Raw genomic sequence first — 20195 nt, forward strand, 5'->3', positions numbered from 1 at the left:
TCTTTCAATAATCTTATTTAGAATTAATACAAATAGCTTGGTTATATTTAACCTAGCACATATATTTGCACGAAAAACTCAGTTATTCATATTAAGTCTAAATAAAAACAAATGAAAACATCATTTACTTTAACAACCTTTTTGTTGCTTAGCCTCTTCACTTTTGCACAATCTGGAACTCTAAAAGGAACCATAACAAATACATCTTCATCTCCAATATTTGGAGTTAACACCATTATTAAAAACACTGTAAAAGGTGCACAAACTAATGAAAATGGCACATTCGAAATCTCGAATATTAGCGATGGTGATTACATACTATCCATATCCTACTTAGGTTACAAAACTAAAGAAATAGCTTTTTCTATAGCCAACAGCAATACTTTCGATTTAGGAAACATATCACTTTACGAAGGAAATGAACTTTTGCAAGAAATTGTTCTAGACACAAAACGTAAAAACAAATTCTCAAGAAAACAAAGTGCATATGTTTCTAAAATGCCACTTAAAAACATTGAAAACTCTCAAGTTTACAGCACAGTAACCAACCAATTATTAGTATCTCAATCTGTTAATAATTTTGAAGATGCTCTAAAAAATGCGGTAGGTGTGAACAAATTATGGTCGTCTACTGGACGAAGTGGTGATGGCGCAGGTTACTATTCTATTCGTGGTTTTTCGGTACAACCGCAATTGGTTAACGGTGTTGCCGGAATTACAAATGGTTTTATAAACCCATCGAATGTAGAACGTGTAGAAGTTATCAAAGGTCCATCTGCAACTTTATTTGGAAGTTCTATAACCTCATACGGTGGACTAATAAATATTGTAACAAAAAAACCTTATAGTGGCACAGGCGGAAGTATTTCCGTTGCGGGAGGTTCTAATGATTTTAGAAAACTAAATGCAGATGTTAATGTAAGCGCAAGCGATAAAGTATCATTACGTTTTAATGCAGGTTACCAAAAAGATAATAGTTTTCAGGACTTTGGCTTTAAAAAATCAGTTTTTGTTGCCCCTTCAATTTCATATAAAGTAAATAACAAACTGACGTTAAATTTTGCTTACGAAGCTTCGGATAACGAGCAAACTAATCAAACTTTTTTATTCTTTAACAGAAGCGCACCTTTACTATTTAATACCGTTGAAGAATTAAATTACGACAGAGACAAGTCGTTAACCAATAACGATGTTGTTATTAAAAACATTACACAAAATTATAGAGGTGAAGCCGTTTATAAAATTTCAGACAACTGGTCTTCTCAATCTATTGTAGCCGGTGGTCTTGCTAAATCTAATGGGTTTTACACTTACTTATTCAACTCTGCAAACAGTCTTAACTTTGCTTTGTACGCACAAGATACTGATGCAAAAACAAGAACCATGAATCTACAACAAAATTTCACTGGAGATTTTAAAATAGGTGATTTACAAAACAAACTATTAATTGGCGTAGATTATTTAGAGTCTACTATAATAGACCAAAGTTCAGGCTGGGGCTATTTGCATAGCGTAAATGCGCAAGGCGACTTGGTTTTCTCAGAACCAGAAGTAAATGCCGATAACTTAAATGCTATTCTATCCGGTTTAGATCGTAATAATATTGAAACTAAGCAAAACGTTTTTGGTGCTTATATTTCTAACGTTTTAAACATAACACCTAGCCTTTCCGCTATGGCAAGTTTACGTTACGACAGGTTTGAATACAAAGGCGATATAAACGATCCGTCGGATGATCATCAGGCTTATGATGAATCTACATTTTCACCTAAATTCGGAATTGTATTTCAGCCTATATTAAATCAACTTTCTGTATTTGCAAACTACCAAAACAGTTTTTCATACATCAATCCAGAATTAACAGCTATTGATAATAACGATCCAACAGCTGGCACTCAGTTACAATCTTTCGATTTAGAGCAAGCCAATCAATTAGAATTTGGTGTAAAAACCAATCTATTCAACAATAGATTAGAAGCTACCGTAAACTACTATAACATTACAGTAGACGATAAAGTTATGGGCTTCGGCTCTAGCAAACAACAAGATGGCACCGTAAAAAGTAGCGGTATTGAACTAGAGATAAACGCAAGCCCTGTAAATGGTTTAAACTTACGTGGTGGTTTTAGCTTTAATGATTCTGAAGTTACAAAATCGGCATCAAGATCAGATTTAATAGGCTTACGCCCTGCTGAAGCTGGGGCAGATATATTATATAACTTTTGGGGTGATTACCAATTTACTCAAGGATTTGCTAAAAACTTCGGTTTTGGAGCAGGCTTTAATGGTTCTAGCGATTACAATACCATGAACGATTACACACCCTCTGGCGGATTTACCTTACCAGCATACACAGTTTTTAACGCTTCAATCTATTATGAAAATGATACCTTCAGAATAAGTGTTAAAGGAAACAACATCACAGATGAAGAATACTACTCTGGCTGGAGCACATTAACTCCGCAACAAAACAGAACATTCTTAGCGTCTTTCGATTACAAATTTTAACCATACACACACAAAGGCAACCCTAAAAAGTTGCCTTTTATTAAATAACTATGGCATTTAAAAAAAACATATTAACGTTACATAAAATATTAGGTTTAGCTACCGGCATAGTCGTTTTTATAGTTTCCGTAACGGGTTGCTGTTGGGCATTTAGAACCGAAATTGAAAACCAGTATAACGATTACAAAAAAGTTACACCGCAGGACCAGGCTTTTTTAACACCAACGGAAGTGAAAAAAACTGCAGAAAGAGTCTTTCCAAATAATACCATTCACGGGAGTGTATTTGGAAAAGCAGATGATGCTATTGAAGTTATTTTTTACGATGCAGAACCCGAATTTTACCAAAGCATATTTCTAAACCCTTATTCTGGTGCCATTATTCAAGTAGACGACCACCTTAGTGGTTTTTTTGCATTTATTTTAAAAGGGCATACACGAGTATGGCTGCCTAAAGCCATTGGAGAACACGTGGTAGGCGCATCCATTTTAATATTTATTTTTATTATTATTTCTGGATTTATACTCTGGATTCCTAAAAAACGTAAAAACTTAAAACAACGTTTAAAATTCGACTGGAAATCCACAACGCGATGGAAACGTAAAAACTTCGATTTACACACCGTAGTTGGTTTTTATATTTGTTCTCTAGCTCTAGTTTTAGCTTTTACAGGATCTGTAATGTCTTATAATTGGTTAAAATATGTAGTTTATGTTTCTACAGGAGGTGATAAAGTTCCGGCGTTTATAATACCTGAAAACACGAGCGGAGTAGCTCTTAACAATGCTGACATATTACCCATTGATCAATTAATGATGAAGCTTAGAAAAGAATCGCCAAGAGCAGAAAATTTTGAATTGCATTACCCAAAAACCGATTCTTCTAGTGTTTATGTTGAAGTCTCAAACAGTAACGATTTATTTTACGATTCTGATTTTAGATTTTTCGATCAAAACACTTTAGAAGAAATAGAAACACCTGCCATTTTTGGAAAATATGTTGACGCTAAAGTTCCAGATAAAATACTTCGTATGAATTATGATATTCATATAGGAGCTATTGGAGGTATTGTTGGAAAAATAATTGCTTTTATAATAAGTTTACTAACCGCAAGTTTACCCGTAACAGGTGTACTTTTATGGTATGGCAGACATTATAAAAAGACAAAAACTACCACAGTATAATATTATAAAATGAAGGAAGTTAAGCTTTAATTTCCTTCATTAAATCGTTGTAAGTATAGAACGCTTTATCTTTTTCACTTCTATGATAAAGTATGCTTACTCGAATGGCTTTTAATCCTGTTACAGACTGTAAATCTTCAAGTTCTACAATTTCCTCATCGGTATCTACATAATGTTTTGCTTGCAAGAATTTAATGTATCTTAAATACTCCAATTCATCTTGCTTTTGAGAATACACAATACTGATTTTTCCTTTTTGTGTAACACGCTCAGAGGTTCCTTTTATAAAAGCTTTATCTACACGTTTTTTAACAATTTCGTATCGGGCATTATAAGTACCGTCTACATCAAATTGTTTTTCGTCCATTCTAAAACTAATCGTTAAAGGTTGGCTGAAGACTAACACCATAGAAGCTACATCTAAGGCTACCGGGAATTTATGTTGTTTTTGATAGAAATCATTTTCCATTTCGCACATGACTTGCAATTGCCACAAGCGTAAATTGTACAAATAGATAGGATTGAAAGAGTCCTCTTTGGTTATCGATTCTCCAATATACATATTGTGCTCTACGCCGTCCGTTTTAAAACGTTCGAAGTAATGCGGATACATACGTTGTGCATCTTTTTGCTTTTTATCAAGCAAAGATGCCATGTCTTTATTTATTAAAGTCACCGTATCATCATATTGTTTACGGTGGTTATAAAGCATACCTAACTTATCATCTAGTGTTTCAAAATACACATCTAAGTGTGGTTTTAATTCATCTATAACATATAAATGTTTTAAAGCCGAATCGATATCATTCTTAAAAAACGTAGAAATTTGCTGTTCACTATCTACCTGAAAATGTACATTTAGTGCAAGTAAAAACTCATCAATTTGAAAAATAAACTGATCGTAAATTGGCAATGCTTCTATTTTTACAGCATATTCAAAAATAGTTTTAGCAGCACTTAATTGCAAAGCTAAATCTTGTTTTGTAGCCTCATTTCTAGCTTCTGAAGAGCCTTTAATATCTATTTGACCATAAAGCGGATATATGTTTTCGAAAGCTATCTTTTTAAAAGCAGCTTGCTCTCCAAGCATCTCCGATTTTATAAAGTTCTTAGCTTCTTTTACAAATCTCCAATGTACACTAGGGTGAATTGAGGTACATTCTTTTTGAATTATCGCTTCAATTAAATTAGCTTCCTCTTCTATATTACGTTCTGCAGCAGATACAATATACGGTAATACATCTTCTAACTTATTTGCATTAACGCTATTTAAAACTTGTTTTTTTGTAGAAACAATTTCAATAATACCCATAAGCCCTTTATCATTTGCAATGGGTGCAAAAATGGCGCTTTTAACACCTTGTTCATGCAAACTAGCAATATGGGGAGCTTTACCTTGTGATAACTCGAACATTTTATCGACATCGGATACCGAAAAATGTTTATGTTCTTTTAATAATTTATCGTAAGACCATGTACATAAAGCGCTAGTACATTGTTTTGTGGTTTTCTTACCAAGTAAATAACTGTGCATACCAGAACCGTATATGCGCTCAAAAACATCTTCTTCTTTATTATAAATAGAAAAACCAACTTTTAAATCCTTAATTCCAAAAAGAGAACTAAAAATATCTTGAAAACCTTCAACGAAGCTATTTCGCTTACGCTTGTCTTTACTAATTAAACTCGATTTTATATTCGATATAGATTGATCGTCTGTAACATCAAAAATATTAGAAATCACAAAACCCTTGAATGTATAGCTATTTGGTGGAAATTTCTCTTTCCAAAGTGCTATGTTGTCAAAATTATCGAGTAACTCATCGTAATCGGCTTGTGTTATTTTCGGAGCGTTTTCATCTGGTGTTATTTCGCAAAAATCGGCATTATAAAGTATTTTATAATAACGCATAATACCTTTGGCATCAGGTATTTCGTAATAAAACGGACGCTTAAAATTGATATTAAACCCGTGACAAAAACCTAAAATAATGGTACAAGCTCCAACATAAATATCATCATGCGGCATGTTTTTCATTTGAAGTTGAAACCCATCACCAGCTGTTTTTATTATGTTTTTAAAGCGTTCAGACGCGTTGAAAATCACATCATTAAAAGGAGCTGAAGCTGTTTTAATTTCGTTATGCGTTAGCAACGGACTAAACGTATCTTGAAGAATAAACGCAATCTCTTTTTCTCTTTCTTTAATAGACGAAACTCTACTAAAACCATCGCGCAACTCTGGGTATTGCTTAGCAATATCCAAAACCCCATTAGCCTTACTTGCCAAAAAAGGATCGGTGCTCAATGCCAAAGTTTCATATTGTTTTAACAATTTATTGAAACTTATCTTTACGTTTAAAGGCGATTCTATGTTATCGTTTATATCCATTTACTTTTACTACTTCGAATGCAAAGTTACAAATTAATTGATTTGGTCGCCTATTATACCCTTTACTAACGTTATTTAACGATATACGACGTTCTAAAGTTTTTTTTAACTCTAAAAAAGACACACTATAACATACAGAAACGCTTTAGTTTTTCTGAAAAGTTCATTTTAAGTGAAGTTTTCAGAAATACTAAAGCGTTTTAATGTATTGACATGAAAGTTTTAAATAGAGTCTATTTAAAAGCCTTGATTTATTTTATTTTTTTAAGACATCGCAAAGTATAAACCAATAACTAAAGCTACAATAATAGCTCCAACAGGTTTTAAATATTTCCAATTTGTAATATCTACTTGTTTAGTATACTCTTGTACGTAATCTGTTTCCCTAGGAATAAAGTGACTAATTACAAACATAACAACTACTGTTAACACAAACAGAATACCCATTAAATGTAAGAAACTAATGTCTGGTTCAATACCGTATAGTGTTACTAAATAAGTTACTACACTAATTAATATAGCGATGTTTGCAGCTTTCCCAGAAACACGTTTAGAAAACACACCTACAATAACAATAGCTAAAATTGGCACACTATGCGTTCCGTTTAGTTGTTGTAAATAAGTAAAAATACCACCTTCTACACCGTATAATAATGGAGCAATAGCTATAGAAAATATAGCTAAAATTATACCGAATATTTTCCCAGCTTTTACCACTTGTAATTCTGTAGCTTCTTTATTAATATACTCCTTGTAGAAATCTAAACCAAAAAGTGTTACAGAACTATTTAAAGCACTATTGAATGAACTTAGAATAGCCCCAAAAAGCACCGCCGCAAAGAAACCTATATAGGCTACAGGTAATACTTTTTTAACTAACATTGGGTATGCTTCATCCGCATTTGCTAAATCACCATTGAAAATATAATAAGCAATAATACCAGGTAGCACCACAATAATTGGCCCTAATATTTTAATAAAAGCCGCTATTAAAAGTCCTTTTTGACCTTCTTTTAAATTCTTAGCACCCAAGGCACGTTGAATAATAGCTTGGTTGGTTCCCCAGTAATAGAAATTTAATATAACCATACCTGTGAAAAGTGTCCAAAAAGGAACATCAGAATCCGGACCTCCAATAATATCAAATTTTTCAGGAAGTGCAGTTGTTAAGGTATCAAGCCCCGTAAACATGTTTCCATCACCAATATACATTAGTCCAAATATAGGAATTAACGAACCTCCAATAATTAACCCAACAGCATTAATAGAATCTGATACTGCAACAGCTTTTAGACCTCCAAAAACAGCATAAATACTACCAATAACTCCAATTGAAATTACAGTTACCCAAAGTGTAGCTTCTGGCCCCATACCAAGTTTTTCAGGAATATCGAACATGGTGTTTAACGCCAACGCTCCGGAGTATAAAACAGTAGGCAGCATAGATATAGCGTACCCTAAAAGAAATAAAAGTGAAACAATTGTTTTTGTTGTTTTACCGTAACGATTTTCTAAAAACTGTGGAATGGTTGCAATACCACTTTTAAGATATTTAGGTAACAACACAAAGGCTGTAAAAACCATAGCAATGGCTGCTAAAACCTCGTATGCCATAATAGGTGCCCCATCTCTAAAGGAAACACCATTCATTCCAACAATTTGCTCGGTTGATAGGTTAGTTAATAACAATGACCCTGCAATTACTGGCCCGGTAAGGCTACGGCCTCCAAGAAAGTAACCATCGGAAGATTTTTCGTCTGTTTTTCGTGTTGACCACCACGCAATAAGCGCAACTAGCAAAGTAAATCCTGCAAAAGAGATAATAGCCATCATAATATTTTATAGTTTGGTTTAGTTAATATTTTCATTATTTTCTTTAAAGAAAAATAATAGGCGCTACAATGTCATAAAAAAAACTGAAACAACCGTGCTGATGTATACTTTTTTTATTCGGTTACAAGATTAAAACAAGAATAACTTATTGATAATTTGTACAAATCATAAAAATTAGTATTACAGAAAAACGTACCGTTTTAACCAAAAAAAAAATCTGCAATTAAATTACAGATTAAAGTTTTGTTCATTTTCGAATAACGTTTCATCAAAGCGATATAAAAAAGCCCCTCTTCTGGACTCCGACATATCTTTCTCTTCGAGCCTTACTAAATACTTCATTTGAGCGACCTTTCTACGGAAGTTTCTTTTATCTAATTCTTCATCTAAAATCCCCTCATAAAGCACTTGTAATTGTGGTAAAGTAAATTTTGGAGGTAATAAATTGAAGGCAATAGGAAAGTTTCTAACCCTACGACGCATTCTTTTAATGGCAATATCAACCATATCATTATGATCAAAAATAAGTTCAGGAACTTCGGTTATTGGAAACCATTGCGCATTGTACTTGCTAATTTTATCCTCGGTATAGCGTGATTTTAAAATCATGGCGCTATAGGTCGAAGATATAATACGATCGAACGAACAGCGATCGACCTTTCCGAAGGTTTTAATTTGCTCCATATAAATATCTTGCAAACCAGATAAATCGGATAGTATCCTATTGGCAGCTTCGTCTAAATCTTCATCGAAGCCAACAAAACCGCCAATTAGAGACCATTTTCCCTTTTCGGGATTTTCTTTCTTTTTAATTAATAACAATTCTAACTTGTTATCATTAAATCCGAAAATAATGCAATCTACTGCTACCTTAATTTGCTGAATGTTGTTGTTTATGCTATTCGATTCAATCATTCAGTTAAAAGTAAAAATTCAACAAATTAGTATACAGTTATTATTGATTTCCTTTATTATAATCTTCTAAAAACTTAGCTAAACCACTATCAGTTAAAGGGTGTTTTAACAAACCTGTAATTGAAGATAAAGGTCCTGTCATAACATCCGAACCTAATTTAGCACAGTTAATTACGTGCATAGTGTGGCGTATAGAAGCTGCTAATATTTGAGTTTGAAAACCGTAGTTATCATAAATCATTCTAATTTCATCGATAAGGTTTAAACCATCTGTAGAAATATCGTCTAAACGACCTAAGAAAGGAGATACGTAAGTTGCTCCAGCTTTTGCTGCTAATAAGGCTTGCCCTGCAGAAAATACTAAAGTTACATTAGTTCTAATACCTTTATCAGAGAAATACTTACAAGCTTTTACACCATCAGCAATCATAGGTAATTTCACTACAATTTGTGGGTGTAAAGCTGCTAAAGCTTCACCTTCTTTTACCATACCATCAAAATCGGTAGAAATTACCTCAGCAGAAACATCGCCATCTACTAAATCACATATTTTTTGGTAGTGCGCTAAAATATTTTCAGAACCAGTGATTCCTTCTTTCGCCATTAATGACGGGTTTGTTGTTACACCATCTAAAACGCCTAAAGCTTGTGCTTCTGCAATTTCACCTAGGTTTGCTGTGTCAATAAAAAATTTCATATTGTTAGTTGTTATTGTTTTATTAATTGAATATGCCACACCTAAAACACAGATAAACTATAGCTTTAGGTGCAGTATATTTTAATTTTTAAACTGTTTTTAAATACTCTAATACTTGGTTGCTTACTTTTTCACCAGTAAAACCAAATTTCTCATCTAGTACAGATGCTGGTGCAGAGTAACCGAAGTGCTCTAAACCAAATACTTTACCATTAGCTCCAACTAAACCTTCTAAGTTTACAGGTAAACCAGCTGTTAAACCAAATAATGGTGTGTTAGCAGGAATTACAGAGTTTTGGTATGCTTTAGATTGTAATCTAAAAACACCTTCTGAAATTACCGAAGCAATATTGACTTTTAAGTTGTTTTGAGATTCTAATATTTCGGCTGCTGCAAATAAAGTAGCAACTTCAGATCCGTTTGCGATTAAAACCACATCTGGATTTTCAACTTCTTTTACTAAATAACCACCTTTTTCAGAAGCTAAAGCCTCTTCATATCTTGAAGACCCTTCAGGTTCGATATCTTTAATACCTTGACGAGAAAGTATTAAACCTGTTGGTGTGTTTTTATTTTCTAAAGCCATTTTCCAAGCGACACTAGTTTCTGCAGAATCTGCAGGACGTAATGCTAAGAAACTTGGGTTTCCGCTATGGTTCTTTAATTTTTCTAATAAACGAATTTGAGCTTCTTGCTCAACTGGTTGGTGTGTTGGCCCATCTTCACCTACTCTAAAAGCATCGTGAGTCCAAACATATTTCACACCTAATTCTTGAATACCACTTAAACGAATAGCTGGTTTCATATAATCTGAAAACACAAAGAATGTTGCTACAACCGGAATAATTCCGCCGTGAAGCGCAATACCATTTGCTATACAAGCCATTGTTAACTCAGCAACACCTGCTTGTAAGAACGACCCTGTAAAATCACCTTTTTTAAGAGCGTGTGTTTTCTTTAAGAATCCGTCAGTTTTATCAGAGTTTGATAAATCGGCAGAAGAAACAATCATGTTTTCTACATTTTCGGCTAAGTAACCTAAAATACCAGAAGATGCTGCTCTTGTTGCTAAACCTGCTTTATGTTCTACTGAAGCGAAATCTAATTCTGGTAACTCACCAGAAAGGAAGAAATCTAATTTTGTAGCTAAAGCTTCGTTTGCTATCCTCCAAGTTGCTATTTCTGCTTTCTTTTCAGCAGCTTTTGCTGTTTTTTCTGCAACTAAGTTTTTATAAAATTCTTGAACGTCATCGAAAATATCGAAAGGACTTTCAGTATTTGCACCTAAATTAGCTAAGGTTTTTGCGTAATCTGCTCCGGTAGCTCCAATAGGCTGTCCGTGTAATTCACAATGTCCTTCAAACATGCTACCATCTGCAGTAACACAACCTTTACCCATTATTGTTTTACCAATAATTAATGTTGGTTTTTCAGTTTGGATATTAGCATCTGTTAATGCTTTTCTTATTTCATCATGGTTATGGCCATCAATAGTTACTACATTCCAACCCCAAGCTTCATACTTCATTGCGGTATCTTCTGTAGTTACCTCATCTGTAGGTGTAGATAATTGAATATCGTTAGAATCGAAAAACATAATAAAGTTACTCAACCCTAAATGCCCAGCAATACGCCCAGCACCTTGAGAAATTTCTTCTTGAATACCTCCATCAGAAATAAAACCATATATTTTATGATTCATCCAATCTCCAAAACGTGCTTCTAAAAACTTAGCTGCAATTGCTGCTCCCACACCCATAGTGTGCCCTTGACCTAATGGTCCAGACGTATTTTCAATACCACGTTTTACATCAACTTCTGGGTGACCTGGCGTAATAGAACCCCATTGTCTGAAATTAGCAACATCATCCTTTGCATAGTTACCTAACAGGTAATATTGTGCATACATTAAGGTTGATAAGTGACCAGCATCCATGAAAAAACGATCTCTAAACGCCCATTCCATATCTGTTGGATCATAATTAAAGAACTCTGAATACAGGATGTGCATAAAATCTCCTCCACCCATTGGACCACCTGGATGACCTGATTTCGCTTTTTCTACCATTGCTACAGCTAATGCTCTAATATTATCTGCTGCTCGTTGATCAATTTGTTTGTTCATTTTAAATTTATGGTTAATTTTTAATAACTCTAACTTTAATAGATTCACTATTTCAAAACAATTAAAACCGTTATAAAATAGCATGATGCAAATGTAGTAATTAAAATATAATTAAGTGTCGGTAAAACACTTAATTATTAAAACACTAAATTTTGCGCCGTAAAAATACATCTAATTAAACGATAGGCATAATAAACATGTAACGTTTTATACAACAAATGAAGCTTTTTGTTAATAATTTTAGTTTTAAATTGAATAATTAAAAGATAATTTGCCTTATTATTTTTATTTCACAGAAATACCGTCTTATAAACGTGAAATTTTTAATTGAACCAAAAAAGGAAAATTTAAGATGAAGCGCTCTAATATTTAACCTTATTCCGAAGAGTTTGCAACATCACAAATTTCAACACATCGAATTTGTAATACAATACGGTTTTATTTTGAAGCCATAAAAACCGCAATACTAAACTATTAAACACAAAAAAGCCGACTAAAAATTAGTCGGCTTTTTTTGTTACTGTGCGGGCGGGGAGACTCGAACTCCCACACCGTGAGGCACTAGATCCTAAGTCTAGCGTGTCTACCAATTCCACCACGCCCGCTTAAGGACTGCAAATATAAACAAGATTTTCAAATTGCAAACTTCTTTGCACAAAAAAACATTCTTTTTTTTATACTTTTGATAAAATAAAGAAAAACAAGCCCATGAACAGTATTCAAAACTACATATTAGAGCACAAAAATAGATTTTTAAACGAACTCATCGAGCTTCTTAAAATTCCATCCATTAGTGCGGACTCCGCATACAAAAACGATGTATTAAAAACAGCCGATGCTGTAAAATTAAGACTAGAACAAGCAGGATGCGATAGCGTAGAAATTTGCGAGACAGATGGCTATCCTATTGTTTACGGACAAAAAATAATAGACAAAAACCTGCCAACTGTACTTGTTTATGGACATTACGATGTACAACCGCCAGACCCAATAAATCTTTGGGATTCACCACCATTTGAGCCCGTAATTAAAACAACAGAAAAACATCCCGACGGTGCTATTTTTGCACGTGGTGCTTGTGACGATAAAGGCCAAATGTACATGCATGTAAAAGCCATGGAATTTATGACCTCTACGAACCAACTACCATGCAACGTAAAATTCATGATAGAAGGCGAAGAAGAAGTTGGCAGCGCTAACCTAGCTACCTTTGTAAAAAACAACCACGATAAACTTAAAAACGACGTTATTCTAATTTCCGACACCGGAATGATTGCCAACGATGTTCCTTCTATTACCACAGGTTTACGAGGCTTAAGTTACGTAGAGGTTGAAGTTACAGGTCCGAATCGCGATTTACACTCCGGACTTTACGGTGGCGCAGTAGCCAACCCAATAAACGTGCTAACAAAAATGATTGCTTCATTACACGACGAAGATAATCAAATCACCATTCCTGGTTTTTACGATAACGTAGAAGATCTCTCTATAGAAGAGCGCGCCCAAATGGCAAAAGCTCCTTTCAGTTTAGAAAATTACAAAAAAGCATTAGATATTAACGCCGTTTATGGAGAAACCGGCTATACTACAAACGAGCGCAACGCCATTCGCCCAACACTAGATGTTAACGGTATTTGGGGAGGTTACACTGGCGAAGGTGCAAAAACAGTTATCGCTAGTAAAGCATACGCAAAAATATCTATGCGCTTAGTACCAAACCAAGACTGGGAAAATATCACCCAACTTTTCAAAACCCATTTCGAAAGTATTGCACCCCAAGGCGTAACCGTAAAGGTCACACCACATCACGGTGGCCAAGGCTACGTAACACCAATAGACAGCATAGGTTATAAAGCTGCAAGCCATGCTTACCAAGACACTTTCGGAAAAACACCAATACCACAACGTAGTGGCGGTAGCATACCAATTGTAGCGCTATTCGAACAAGAATTAAAAAGCAAAACCATACTCATGGGCTTTGGTTTAGACAGCGATGCCATACACTCACCAAACGAACATTTCGGAGTTTGGAATTACCTGAAAGGCATCGAAACCATTCCGTTATTTTATAAATATTTCACCGAGTTTTCAAAATAAATTCTTTGGGCGTTACCATAAGCTCGCTTTTATGGCGAGCTTATGGTCGGGCTTTCACTACTCGCTCCCTCCTAAGGTCGGGGAGCTTAAACAAACCGTTCAATCCCTAACGCAACCAATCCGCTAACTTCAATTAGCAACTTAAAATAAGTGCTTACTTGTACAACAATGAAAAACCAACACAACAATCACTTATTTCTACTCGCATTAGCCACACTACTTATAAGCACATCAGGAACACTTGGTAAATTTATAGATTTACCAACACCTGTAATTATATGGGGTCGCAGTGCTATAGCATCCATCTTTCTTTTCGCTTACTGTCGATTTAAAAAATTCAGCATTAAAATAAAATCAAAAAAAGATGCTCCAACTATCATTCTAGGCGCCGTACTTTTAGCAACACATTGGATTACCTATTTTCATGCCCTAAAACTATCCAACGTCGCCATAGGTATGCTCGCCATGTTTACCTTTCCAGTCATAACCGCATTACTAGAACCCTTTTTCACCAAATCGAAATTAAACCCCATACATATACTATTAGGGTTTATGGTTTTACTCGGCGTTTATATACTAGCACCAGATTTAAACCTAGAAAACACCCATTTAAAAGGTATACTTTACGGTATATTTTCGGCTTTATGCTACGCCTTACGAAACTTGATTTTGAAAGGCCATGTAAACAATTATAATGGCACCGTCCTCATGACACAGCAAGCCATAATAGTTGCTATTATACTCATACCCGTTATGTTCACCATGAACCTTGGTAATATGCAAACCCAATTTCCATACCTCATTATTTTAGGCTTAGTAACAACAGCTATTGGTCATTCACTTTTTATTGGTAGCTTGAAACATTTTTCAGTAAGTACCGCAAGTATCATTGGTAGCGCACAACCTATATGTGGTATTATTATCGCCTTTTTCTTTTTAAACGAGATACCTACCATAAATACTTTTATTGGTGGCGCCTTAATTTTGGCTACAGTTGTTATCGAAAGTATTCGATCTAGAAAGGCTAATTCTTAATAAAATAGCACACTTTATCAGTCCATAGTGCTTGTTTTCTTAAAAATTGTATTTTTGGTGTTCATCACTTTTAAACAAAGTGCCTCTTTACAGCTCTCAATGCAGGATTATAGCCAAACCGAATTACTCAACTTTGAAAACCTAAAATCGGGTAACGAGAAGGCTTTTGAGTATTTCTTTAATAAATATTATAGTCATATTTTAGGGTTTTGCATTCAATTTATTTACGACAAACCCCAATCTTCGGGCATAACTCAAGATGCCTTTTTAAACCTATGGCTCAATAAAGGTAAAATTGAAAAAGTTAGTGGCGTAGAATCTTTTTTATACACCTATGCCAAATCTAAATGCTTAAACGCTATTAGACACAACCAGGTTAAAGAACGATATAAGAGTAAAACATTAAATGAAAAAGAGCGAGAATTAGATTTCGATATTTTAAATTCTATAAATTTCGACACCCTAGCTTTATCGGAATTAGAAGACTTAATCTCAAAATCTATTGAAAACCTACCTGAAAAAACAAAGGTGATATTCTTAAAAAAACGCTTCGAAAACAAAAAAAACCAAGATATAGCCAACGAATTAAACGTGACTATAAAAACGGTTGAAGCACATATGACCAAGGCTTTAAAAATTTTACGCCAAAATTTATCCGATTACCTTCCTCTAGTTCTTATTACGCTTATCCTATCTAAACACTAAAAAAACTAGTATTCCGCTTTAAGCGAAATCACATTTACTTCCTTTTAAAACATCTAAATATTTATCTATCTACCATCCGGTAAAGTCAATAATTATTATACTTTTGTAATTATTTTTAATAAGTCTAAATAAGAATAATTTTATTTTATAGGGTTTTTAAATATTGGCGTGTACTCATTATTGTAGCACCAACTAAAAAAACCAAATAAAATTAGCATATCATGATTTCGAATTTAATAACTAAATATTTAAATGGCGATGCCACTGAAAAAGAAGTTGAATTAATTTTTGAGTGGATTGATGCGTCCGAAAATAATAAAAAGGAATTTATAGCCTTAAAAAAAGCATGGGCATTAACCGAAGTTTCTAACACAAACAAAGACATTGCATGGAAAGCAATTCAGAAAAACATATCAAAAACAAAACCTTCTAAATATAAAACGTGGATTAAATATGCTGCCATTTTGGTTCTGTTCATTTCGATTGGACGATTAGCATGGATCAACAATAATCAAGATCAAAATCTAGAACAAAACAATACTATTGTTTTAGAAATTGAAGGCAACAATATCCAACTAGATTCCTTAATACAGCATGTTACAAATCAATCTGGAGAAGTTATTGCTGAACAAAATAATAACGAAATTATATACAAAACATCAAAAACATCCGCTCCTATCGAGTATCACACTTTAAATATTCCGTTAGGTAAAACATTTAAAGTCACATTATCCGATGGCACAAAAGTGTACTTAAACTCCGGAACTACCTTTAAATACCCAAAACAATTTAGTAACAACAGTAACCGCTTAGTGTATTTAACTGGTGAAGCTTTTTTTGAAGTTAAAGAAGACAAGGCAAACCCTTTTGTAGTTAACATAAACGATATAGCAGTAAAAGTTTTAGGCACTAAATTTAATGTAAATGCTTATCCAGAAAACTCAAAAACCTCATGTGTTTTAGTAGAAGGATCGGTGCAAGTTTACAATCTAAACAACAGTAATAACAACGCGTTAATAACACCTAACCATAAAGCAACATGGAACCCAGCATCTAAGGTTTTTAACTTAAAACAAGTAAACACAGATTTGTATACCGCTTGGATACATGGAGAAATTATTCTTGATTCAGCACATTTTAGCTCTTTTTCCAAAAAGTTAGAACGCGCTTTTAATGTAAAAATAATTAATAATAACAGCTTACTAGAAGCTCAAGAATTTAGCGGAACAATAAACTTCAAAACATCGAGCCTAGCCGACATATTGGATTTACTAAAGTTCGATACTTATTTTGAATACAGCATTGAAGACAACCAAATAATAATTAGCAACAATTAATAGATGAAGCATTTTTTGAACCAACATGTAAAAGTACTAATTCTCACCTTTGGAATTATTTTGCTTTACAACAGTGCTAACGCACAATCTAATACCATTTCAATTAACGCCACAGAGCAATCTTTTGGATCGGTTTTAAAATTAATAGAGCAACAATCTACATACCGCTCTATTTATAATGCAAACAAAATAGACCTCAACAAAAAGGTAAGCCTAAATGTGAGCAACGTAAGTCTAGCAATAGTATTAAACAAATTACTAGAAAACACAGAGCTCACTTATATTATAAAAAACAACCAAATACTTCTGGTTGAAAAACAAATAACTTACAATCCTACCATCACTAAAAGCACAGAGCAAAGGTTAATATCTGGCGTTGTTTATACTAGCCCCGACAACCTTCCTTTACCTGGTGCTACGGTGTTAATAAAAGGCACCAAACGAGGTGCTATAACCAATTTTAATGGTGAGTTCACTTACCGTTTACAAGGCAACAACCTCAACACTTTGGAACTTGAGGTACATTATTTAGGCATGCAAACCTTAACTCAGGTCGTTGGTAACAATTCGAAATTCACGTTTTACTTAAAGGAAGCTGCTGATGAACTCGATCAGGTGGTTATTACATCATCTTACGGAACAAAAACACTTAGAGAAGAAATTGTTGGAAGTATAGAAACGCTTAATGCTAAAGATATTGCGGTAGATCAAGCTTCTGAAAGTATTGATAAAATGGTAGACGGACAGATAGCCGGTGTTTATATTGAAAACACATCGGGAATAGGTGGCCCAGTAAGTATTAACATTCGAGGACAAGGGAGTTTAACACCTTTAAACGGTGCCGTATACGGAACTTCAACACAACCGCTTATTATTATTGATGGCGTTATTATGGCCGAAGAAATGGCGATAGATAACAACTTTTTTGATGCTAACGGAAGTTCTTCTGAAGATTTATCGAATCCATTATCTCAAATTTCTCCCGAAAACATTGAAAGTTTCACGGTTCTAAAAGATGCCGCCGCTGTTAGTATTTATGGTGCCGATGCCGCCAATGGTGTTATTTTAATTACCACAAAAAAAGGAAAAAAAGGCGCTGCTAAATTTGGATTTTCATCACAATTAGGAATTTCATCTGCAATTAATCAAATTGAATATTTAAGTGGTGCTCAATACCACGAACTGAGAAATGAATACTTAAAAAACACAACCGTTGGCTACACACCAACACCATACAATGGCGTAGACACCGATTGGTTTAACTTACTGAATGGCACAGGGGTTTACAACAAATACAACTTTAGCGTATCTGGAGCTTCGGAAGCCTTTTCATACCGTGCGAGTTTAACCTATAAAAAAATAGACGAACCTCAAAAAGGGAATACCAATGAACAACTAAACGCAAGTATCAACTTAGGATATCGTCATAAAAAATTAGACATCAATTTATCTTTAAGTCCGAGCTACGTTGCAAAAGATGCCCCTAACATTTATTACAGCTATGCTTTCGCACCAACCCTATCGCCTTATAACGAAGACGGATCATATGCTGACGTTGGTGTTACCGGCTTAGGAAACCCATTGGCAGCCATTGATCAAAACAAAAACACTTATAATAGTTACGGTATGCTAGGAAGCTTACAAGCTACTTATAATATTACAAAAGACTTAAACATATCGTCTCTTTTTGGTCTTTCGTACAGAGATAAAGAACAAGATCGTTATTTTTCTGGAGAAAATGAAAGCGGTCAACTTAATGGTAGTTTTACGCTAAATGATACATCGTACCCTCTCTATGGTCGTCGCTTAATAAACAACAGACACACCAATAAATGGAACTGGCAAACACGCGCACTTTACAATAAGCAAATAACCGAAAACAGCGCTTTTGATGGTGTTTTTGGTATTGAACTTACAGAAGAAAATGTAGACTTTGATTATGCTTCAGGTCGTGGGTTTGTAAACCCCAATATTATAAATGGCGTTACCGATGCGGTTCAAGACGATGATCCTTCAACGACTGACGATGAATCTACAGGCAACCAAACTTATAGTTCGGACATTAGTAACAACTCTAAAGTATCACTCTTTTCGCAACTTAATTACAATTACAAAAAACGCTATTTTATTCTAGCTAATTTTAGGCGAGACCAAAGTTCTGTTTTTGGAGACGACACCAATGTGGCCTACACAGGAGGTGCCGGTGTAAGCTGGATTTTATCTAACGAGAATTTTTTAAACACCAACAATTGGGTTGATTTATTAAAACTGAAATTAAGTTACGGAACTACAGGAAACTCTAGAATAGGTTCTTACCGCTCTAAAGGCTTATACACCATTGATGATAATGGTTATAATAACTTAGATATTGCCTACCCATCTGCAGCTCCTAACGGTGAATTGAGTTGGGAAAAGAACAAAAAATTTAATGCGGGTTTAAACTTCAACTTTTTAAACACGGTGAGTTTAACGCTTGAATATTATTACGACGATATTAAAGACCTTATCACAAGTAGAAACATACCTACCGAGACCGGCTATAGCTCCATCCAAATTAACGCTGCAAGCATGTACAATAAAGGGCTAGAACTATCAACAAGTTTTAAATGGTTTCAAAAAGAAAACTTTAAATGGACCACTTCATTCAACATATCTACACTACAAAGTGAAGTTACAGAACTTAAAGGTTTAGGTAGTGAGTTTTCACTTTCAGAAATTGCATTGGCACAAAAAGTAGGCTATAGTACTTCTACTATTTGGGGTATTAAATGGGCAGGTATCGACCCTGCTACAGGGCGTGACTTACTTAAAAAAGATGGCGAAATTTACGATGCCGTTACTTACAATAGCTTATTTAGCAGTGCCGATTGGGTTCCTATTGGAGATTATCAGCCCGACGCATACGGTGGTTTCAACAACACATTTACCTTCAATAATAACTTAAGTTTATCTATTCGAGGAAGCTTTCAAATAGGAGGTGATTATTTAGCAGAAGATGAACTTATTGCCAAATACAACATCACTTCAAACAGAAACCTATCGGTTAACGCTTATGATTACTGGAGAAACCAAGGTGACATTGCACTTAACCCAATTGTTACCAGTAACAACCCAACCATTTCTAATTACGATAAGTACCTATACGACGCTACGTCTTTAAGAATAAGTAACGTAAATTTAAACTATAGCTTTCCGCGAAATAGCGTTAGTTTTTTAGATGCATTATCTATTTATACCGATGTATCTAATGTACTTTATTGGTATAAGGAAAAGAGCCTGAATGGCAGAAACGGTATTAGTGAATTTAGATTTAGTTACCCACAAGCAAGAACAATTTCAATAGGTTTAAACGCAAAATTTTAAGGTG

The 20195-nt window shown here is 34.3% G+C and carries 12 protein-coding genes and 1 tRNA gene; 7 read left to right on the forward strand and 6 right to left on the reverse strand.

Features of this window, described 5'->3' with window-relative positions; translation table 11 throughout:
• Positions 1-111: 111 nt before the first annotated feature.
• Both GQR98_RS04530 and GQR98_RS04535 read left to right on the forward strand, forming a co-directional pair.
• Positions 112-2508, forward strand: a complete 2397-nt coding sequence (locus GQR98_RS04530) for a TonB-dependent receptor (protein ID WP_159018473.1) — start codon at positions 112-114, stop codon at positions 2506-2508.
• 50 nt (positions 2509-2558) lie between these two features.
• Positions 2559-3692, forward strand: a complete 1134-nt coding sequence (locus GQR98_RS04535; RefSeq protein WP_159018474.1) for a PepSY-associated TM helix domain-containing protein — start codon at positions 2559-2561, stop codon at positions 3690-3692.
• Between the two features lie 19 nt (positions 3693-3711).
• Here GQR98_RS04535 and GQR98_RS04540 read toward each other — a convergent pair whose 3' ends face one another.
• From GQR98_RS04540 to GQR98_RS04565, 6 genes are all read right to left on the reverse strand, one after another.
• Positions 3712-6084, reverse strand: a complete 2373-nt coding sequence (locus tag GQR98_RS04540) for a GAF domain-containing protein (protein WP_159018475.1) — start codon at positions 6082-6084, stop codon at positions 3712-3714.
• Between the two features lie 264 nt (positions 6085-6348).
• Complete coding sequence (locus tag GQR98_RS04545) at positions 6349-7914, reverse strand: solute:sodium symporter family transporter (protein WP_159021081.1); 1566 nt, start codon at positions 7912-7914, stop codon at positions 6349-6351.
• Between the two features lie 231 nt (positions 7915-8145).
• Positions 8146-8832: an NUDIX hydrolase gene (locus GQR98_RS04550; protein WP_159018476.1), complete on the reverse strand. Its 687-nt coding sequence runs from the start codon at positions 8830-8832 to the stop codon at positions 8146-8148.
• A 40-nt stretch (positions 8833-8872) separates the two neighbouring features.
• Positions 8873-9529, reverse strand: coding sequence for a fructose-6-phosphate aldolase (fsa, locus tag GQR98_RS04555; RefSeq protein WP_042502600.1), 657 nt, complete (start codon positions 9527-9529; stop codon positions 8873-8875).
• Positions 9530-9617: 88 nt separating this feature from the next.
• Positions 9618-11654, reverse strand: coding sequence for a transketolase family protein (locus GQR98_RS04560; RefSeq protein ID WP_159018477.1), 2037 nt, complete (start codon positions 11652-11654; stop codon positions 9618-9620).
• Positions 11655-12177: 523 nt separating this feature from the next.
• Positions 12178-12259 (reverse strand) — tRNA-Leu (locus tag GQR98_RS04565).
• A gap of 103 nt (positions 12260-12362) precedes the next feature.
• On the opposite strand from GQR98_RS04565, the gene GQR98_RS04570 reads away from it, so the two are divergent.
• The 5 genes from GQR98_RS04570 to GQR98_RS04590 all read left to right on the forward strand — a co-directional run bounded on the left by GQR98_RS04570 (position 12363) and on the right by GQR98_RS04590 (position 20191).
• On the forward strand, positions 12363-13751 hold the full coding sequence (locus GQR98_RS04570) for a dipeptidase (protein ID WP_159018478.1): 1389 nt from the start codon (positions 12363-12365) through the stop codon (positions 13749-13751).
• A gap of 168 nt (positions 13752-13919) precedes the next feature.
• Positions 13920-14786, forward strand: coding sequence for a DMT family transporter (locus tag GQR98_RS04575; protein ID WP_159018479.1), 867 nt, complete (start codon positions 13920-13922; stop codon positions 14784-14786).
• A 99-nt stretch (positions 14787-14885) separates the two neighbouring features.
• Positions 14886-15491 carry an RNA polymerase sigma-70 factor gene (locus GQR98_RS04580; protein ID WP_159018480.1) on the forward strand — a complete coding sequence of 202 codons (606 nt, stop codon included), beginning with the start codon at positions 14886-14888 and terminating at the stop codon, positions 15489-15491.
• 221 nt (positions 15492-15712) lie between these two features.
• Positions 15713-16828, forward strand: a complete 1116-nt coding sequence (locus GQR98_RS04585) for a FecR domain-containing protein (RefSeq protein WP_159018481.1) — start codon at positions 15713-15715, stop codon at positions 16826-16828.
• A 3-nt stretch (positions 16829-16831) separates the two neighbouring features.
• Positions 16832-20191 (forward strand): SusC/RagA family TonB-linked outer membrane protein, encoded by a 3360-nt coding sequence (locus GQR98_RS04590; RefSeq protein ID WP_159018482.1) that lies wholly within the window; start codon positions 16832-16834, stop codon positions 20189-20191.
• Positions 20192-20195: the final 4 nt, after the last annotated feature.

The sequence above is a fragment of the Algibacter sp. L3A6 genome (genome assembly GCF_009796825.1).
Taxonomy (GTDB): Bacteria; Bacteroidota; Bacteroidia; order Flavobacteriales; family Flavobacteriaceae; genus Algibacter.

What these genes read in the sequence shown, in the direction of transcription:
- GQR98_RS04530 (WP_159018473.1), top strand. Translation starts at nt 112, where the DNA reads ATGAAAACATCATTTACTTTAACAACCTTTTTGTTGCTTAGCCTCTTC.
- GQR98_RS04535 (WP_159018474.1), top strand. Translation starts at nt 2,559, where the DNA reads ATGGCATTTAAAAAAAACATATTAACGTTACATAAAATATTAGGTTTA.
- GQR98_RS04540 (WP_159018475.1), bottom strand. Translation starts at nt 6,084, where the DNA reads ATGGATATAAACGATAACATAGAATCGCCTTTAAACGTAAAGATAAGT.
- GQR98_RS04545 (WP_159021081.1), bottom strand. Translation starts at nt 7,914, where the DNA reads ATGGCTATTATCTCTTTTGCAGGATTTACTTTGCTAGTTGCGCTTATT.
- GQR98_RS04550 (WP_159018476.1), bottom strand. Translation starts at nt 8,832, where the DNA reads ATGATTGAATCGAATAGCATAAACAACAACATTCAGCAAATTAAGGTA.
- fsa (WP_042502600.1), bottom strand. Translation starts at nt 9,529, where the DNA reads ATGAAATTTTTTATTGACACAGCAAACCTAGGTGAAATTGCAGAAGCA.
- GQR98_RS04560 (WP_159018477.1), bottom strand. Translation starts at nt 11,654, where the DNA reads ATGAACAAACAAATTGATCAACGAGCAGCAGATAATATTAGAGCATTA.
- GQR98_RS04570 (WP_159018478.1), top strand. Translation starts at nt 12,363, where the DNA reads ATGAACAGTATTCAAAACTACATATTAGAGCACAAAAATAGATTTTTA.
- GQR98_RS04575 (WP_159018479.1), top strand. Translation starts at nt 13,920, where the DNA reads ATGAAAAACCAACACAACAATCACTTATTTCTACTCGCATTAGCCACA.
- GQR98_RS04580 (WP_159018480.1), top strand. Translation starts at nt 14,886, where the DNA reads ATGCAGGATTATAGCCAAACCGAATTACTCAACTTTGAAAACCTAAAA.
- GQR98_RS04585 (WP_159018481.1), top strand. Translation starts at nt 15,713, where the DNA reads ATGATTTCGAATTTAATAACTAAATATTTAAATGGCGATGCCACTGAA.
- GQR98_RS04590 (WP_159018482.1), top strand. Translation starts at nt 16,832, where the DNA reads ATGAAGCATTTTTTGAACCAACATGTAAAAGTACTAATTCTCACCTTT.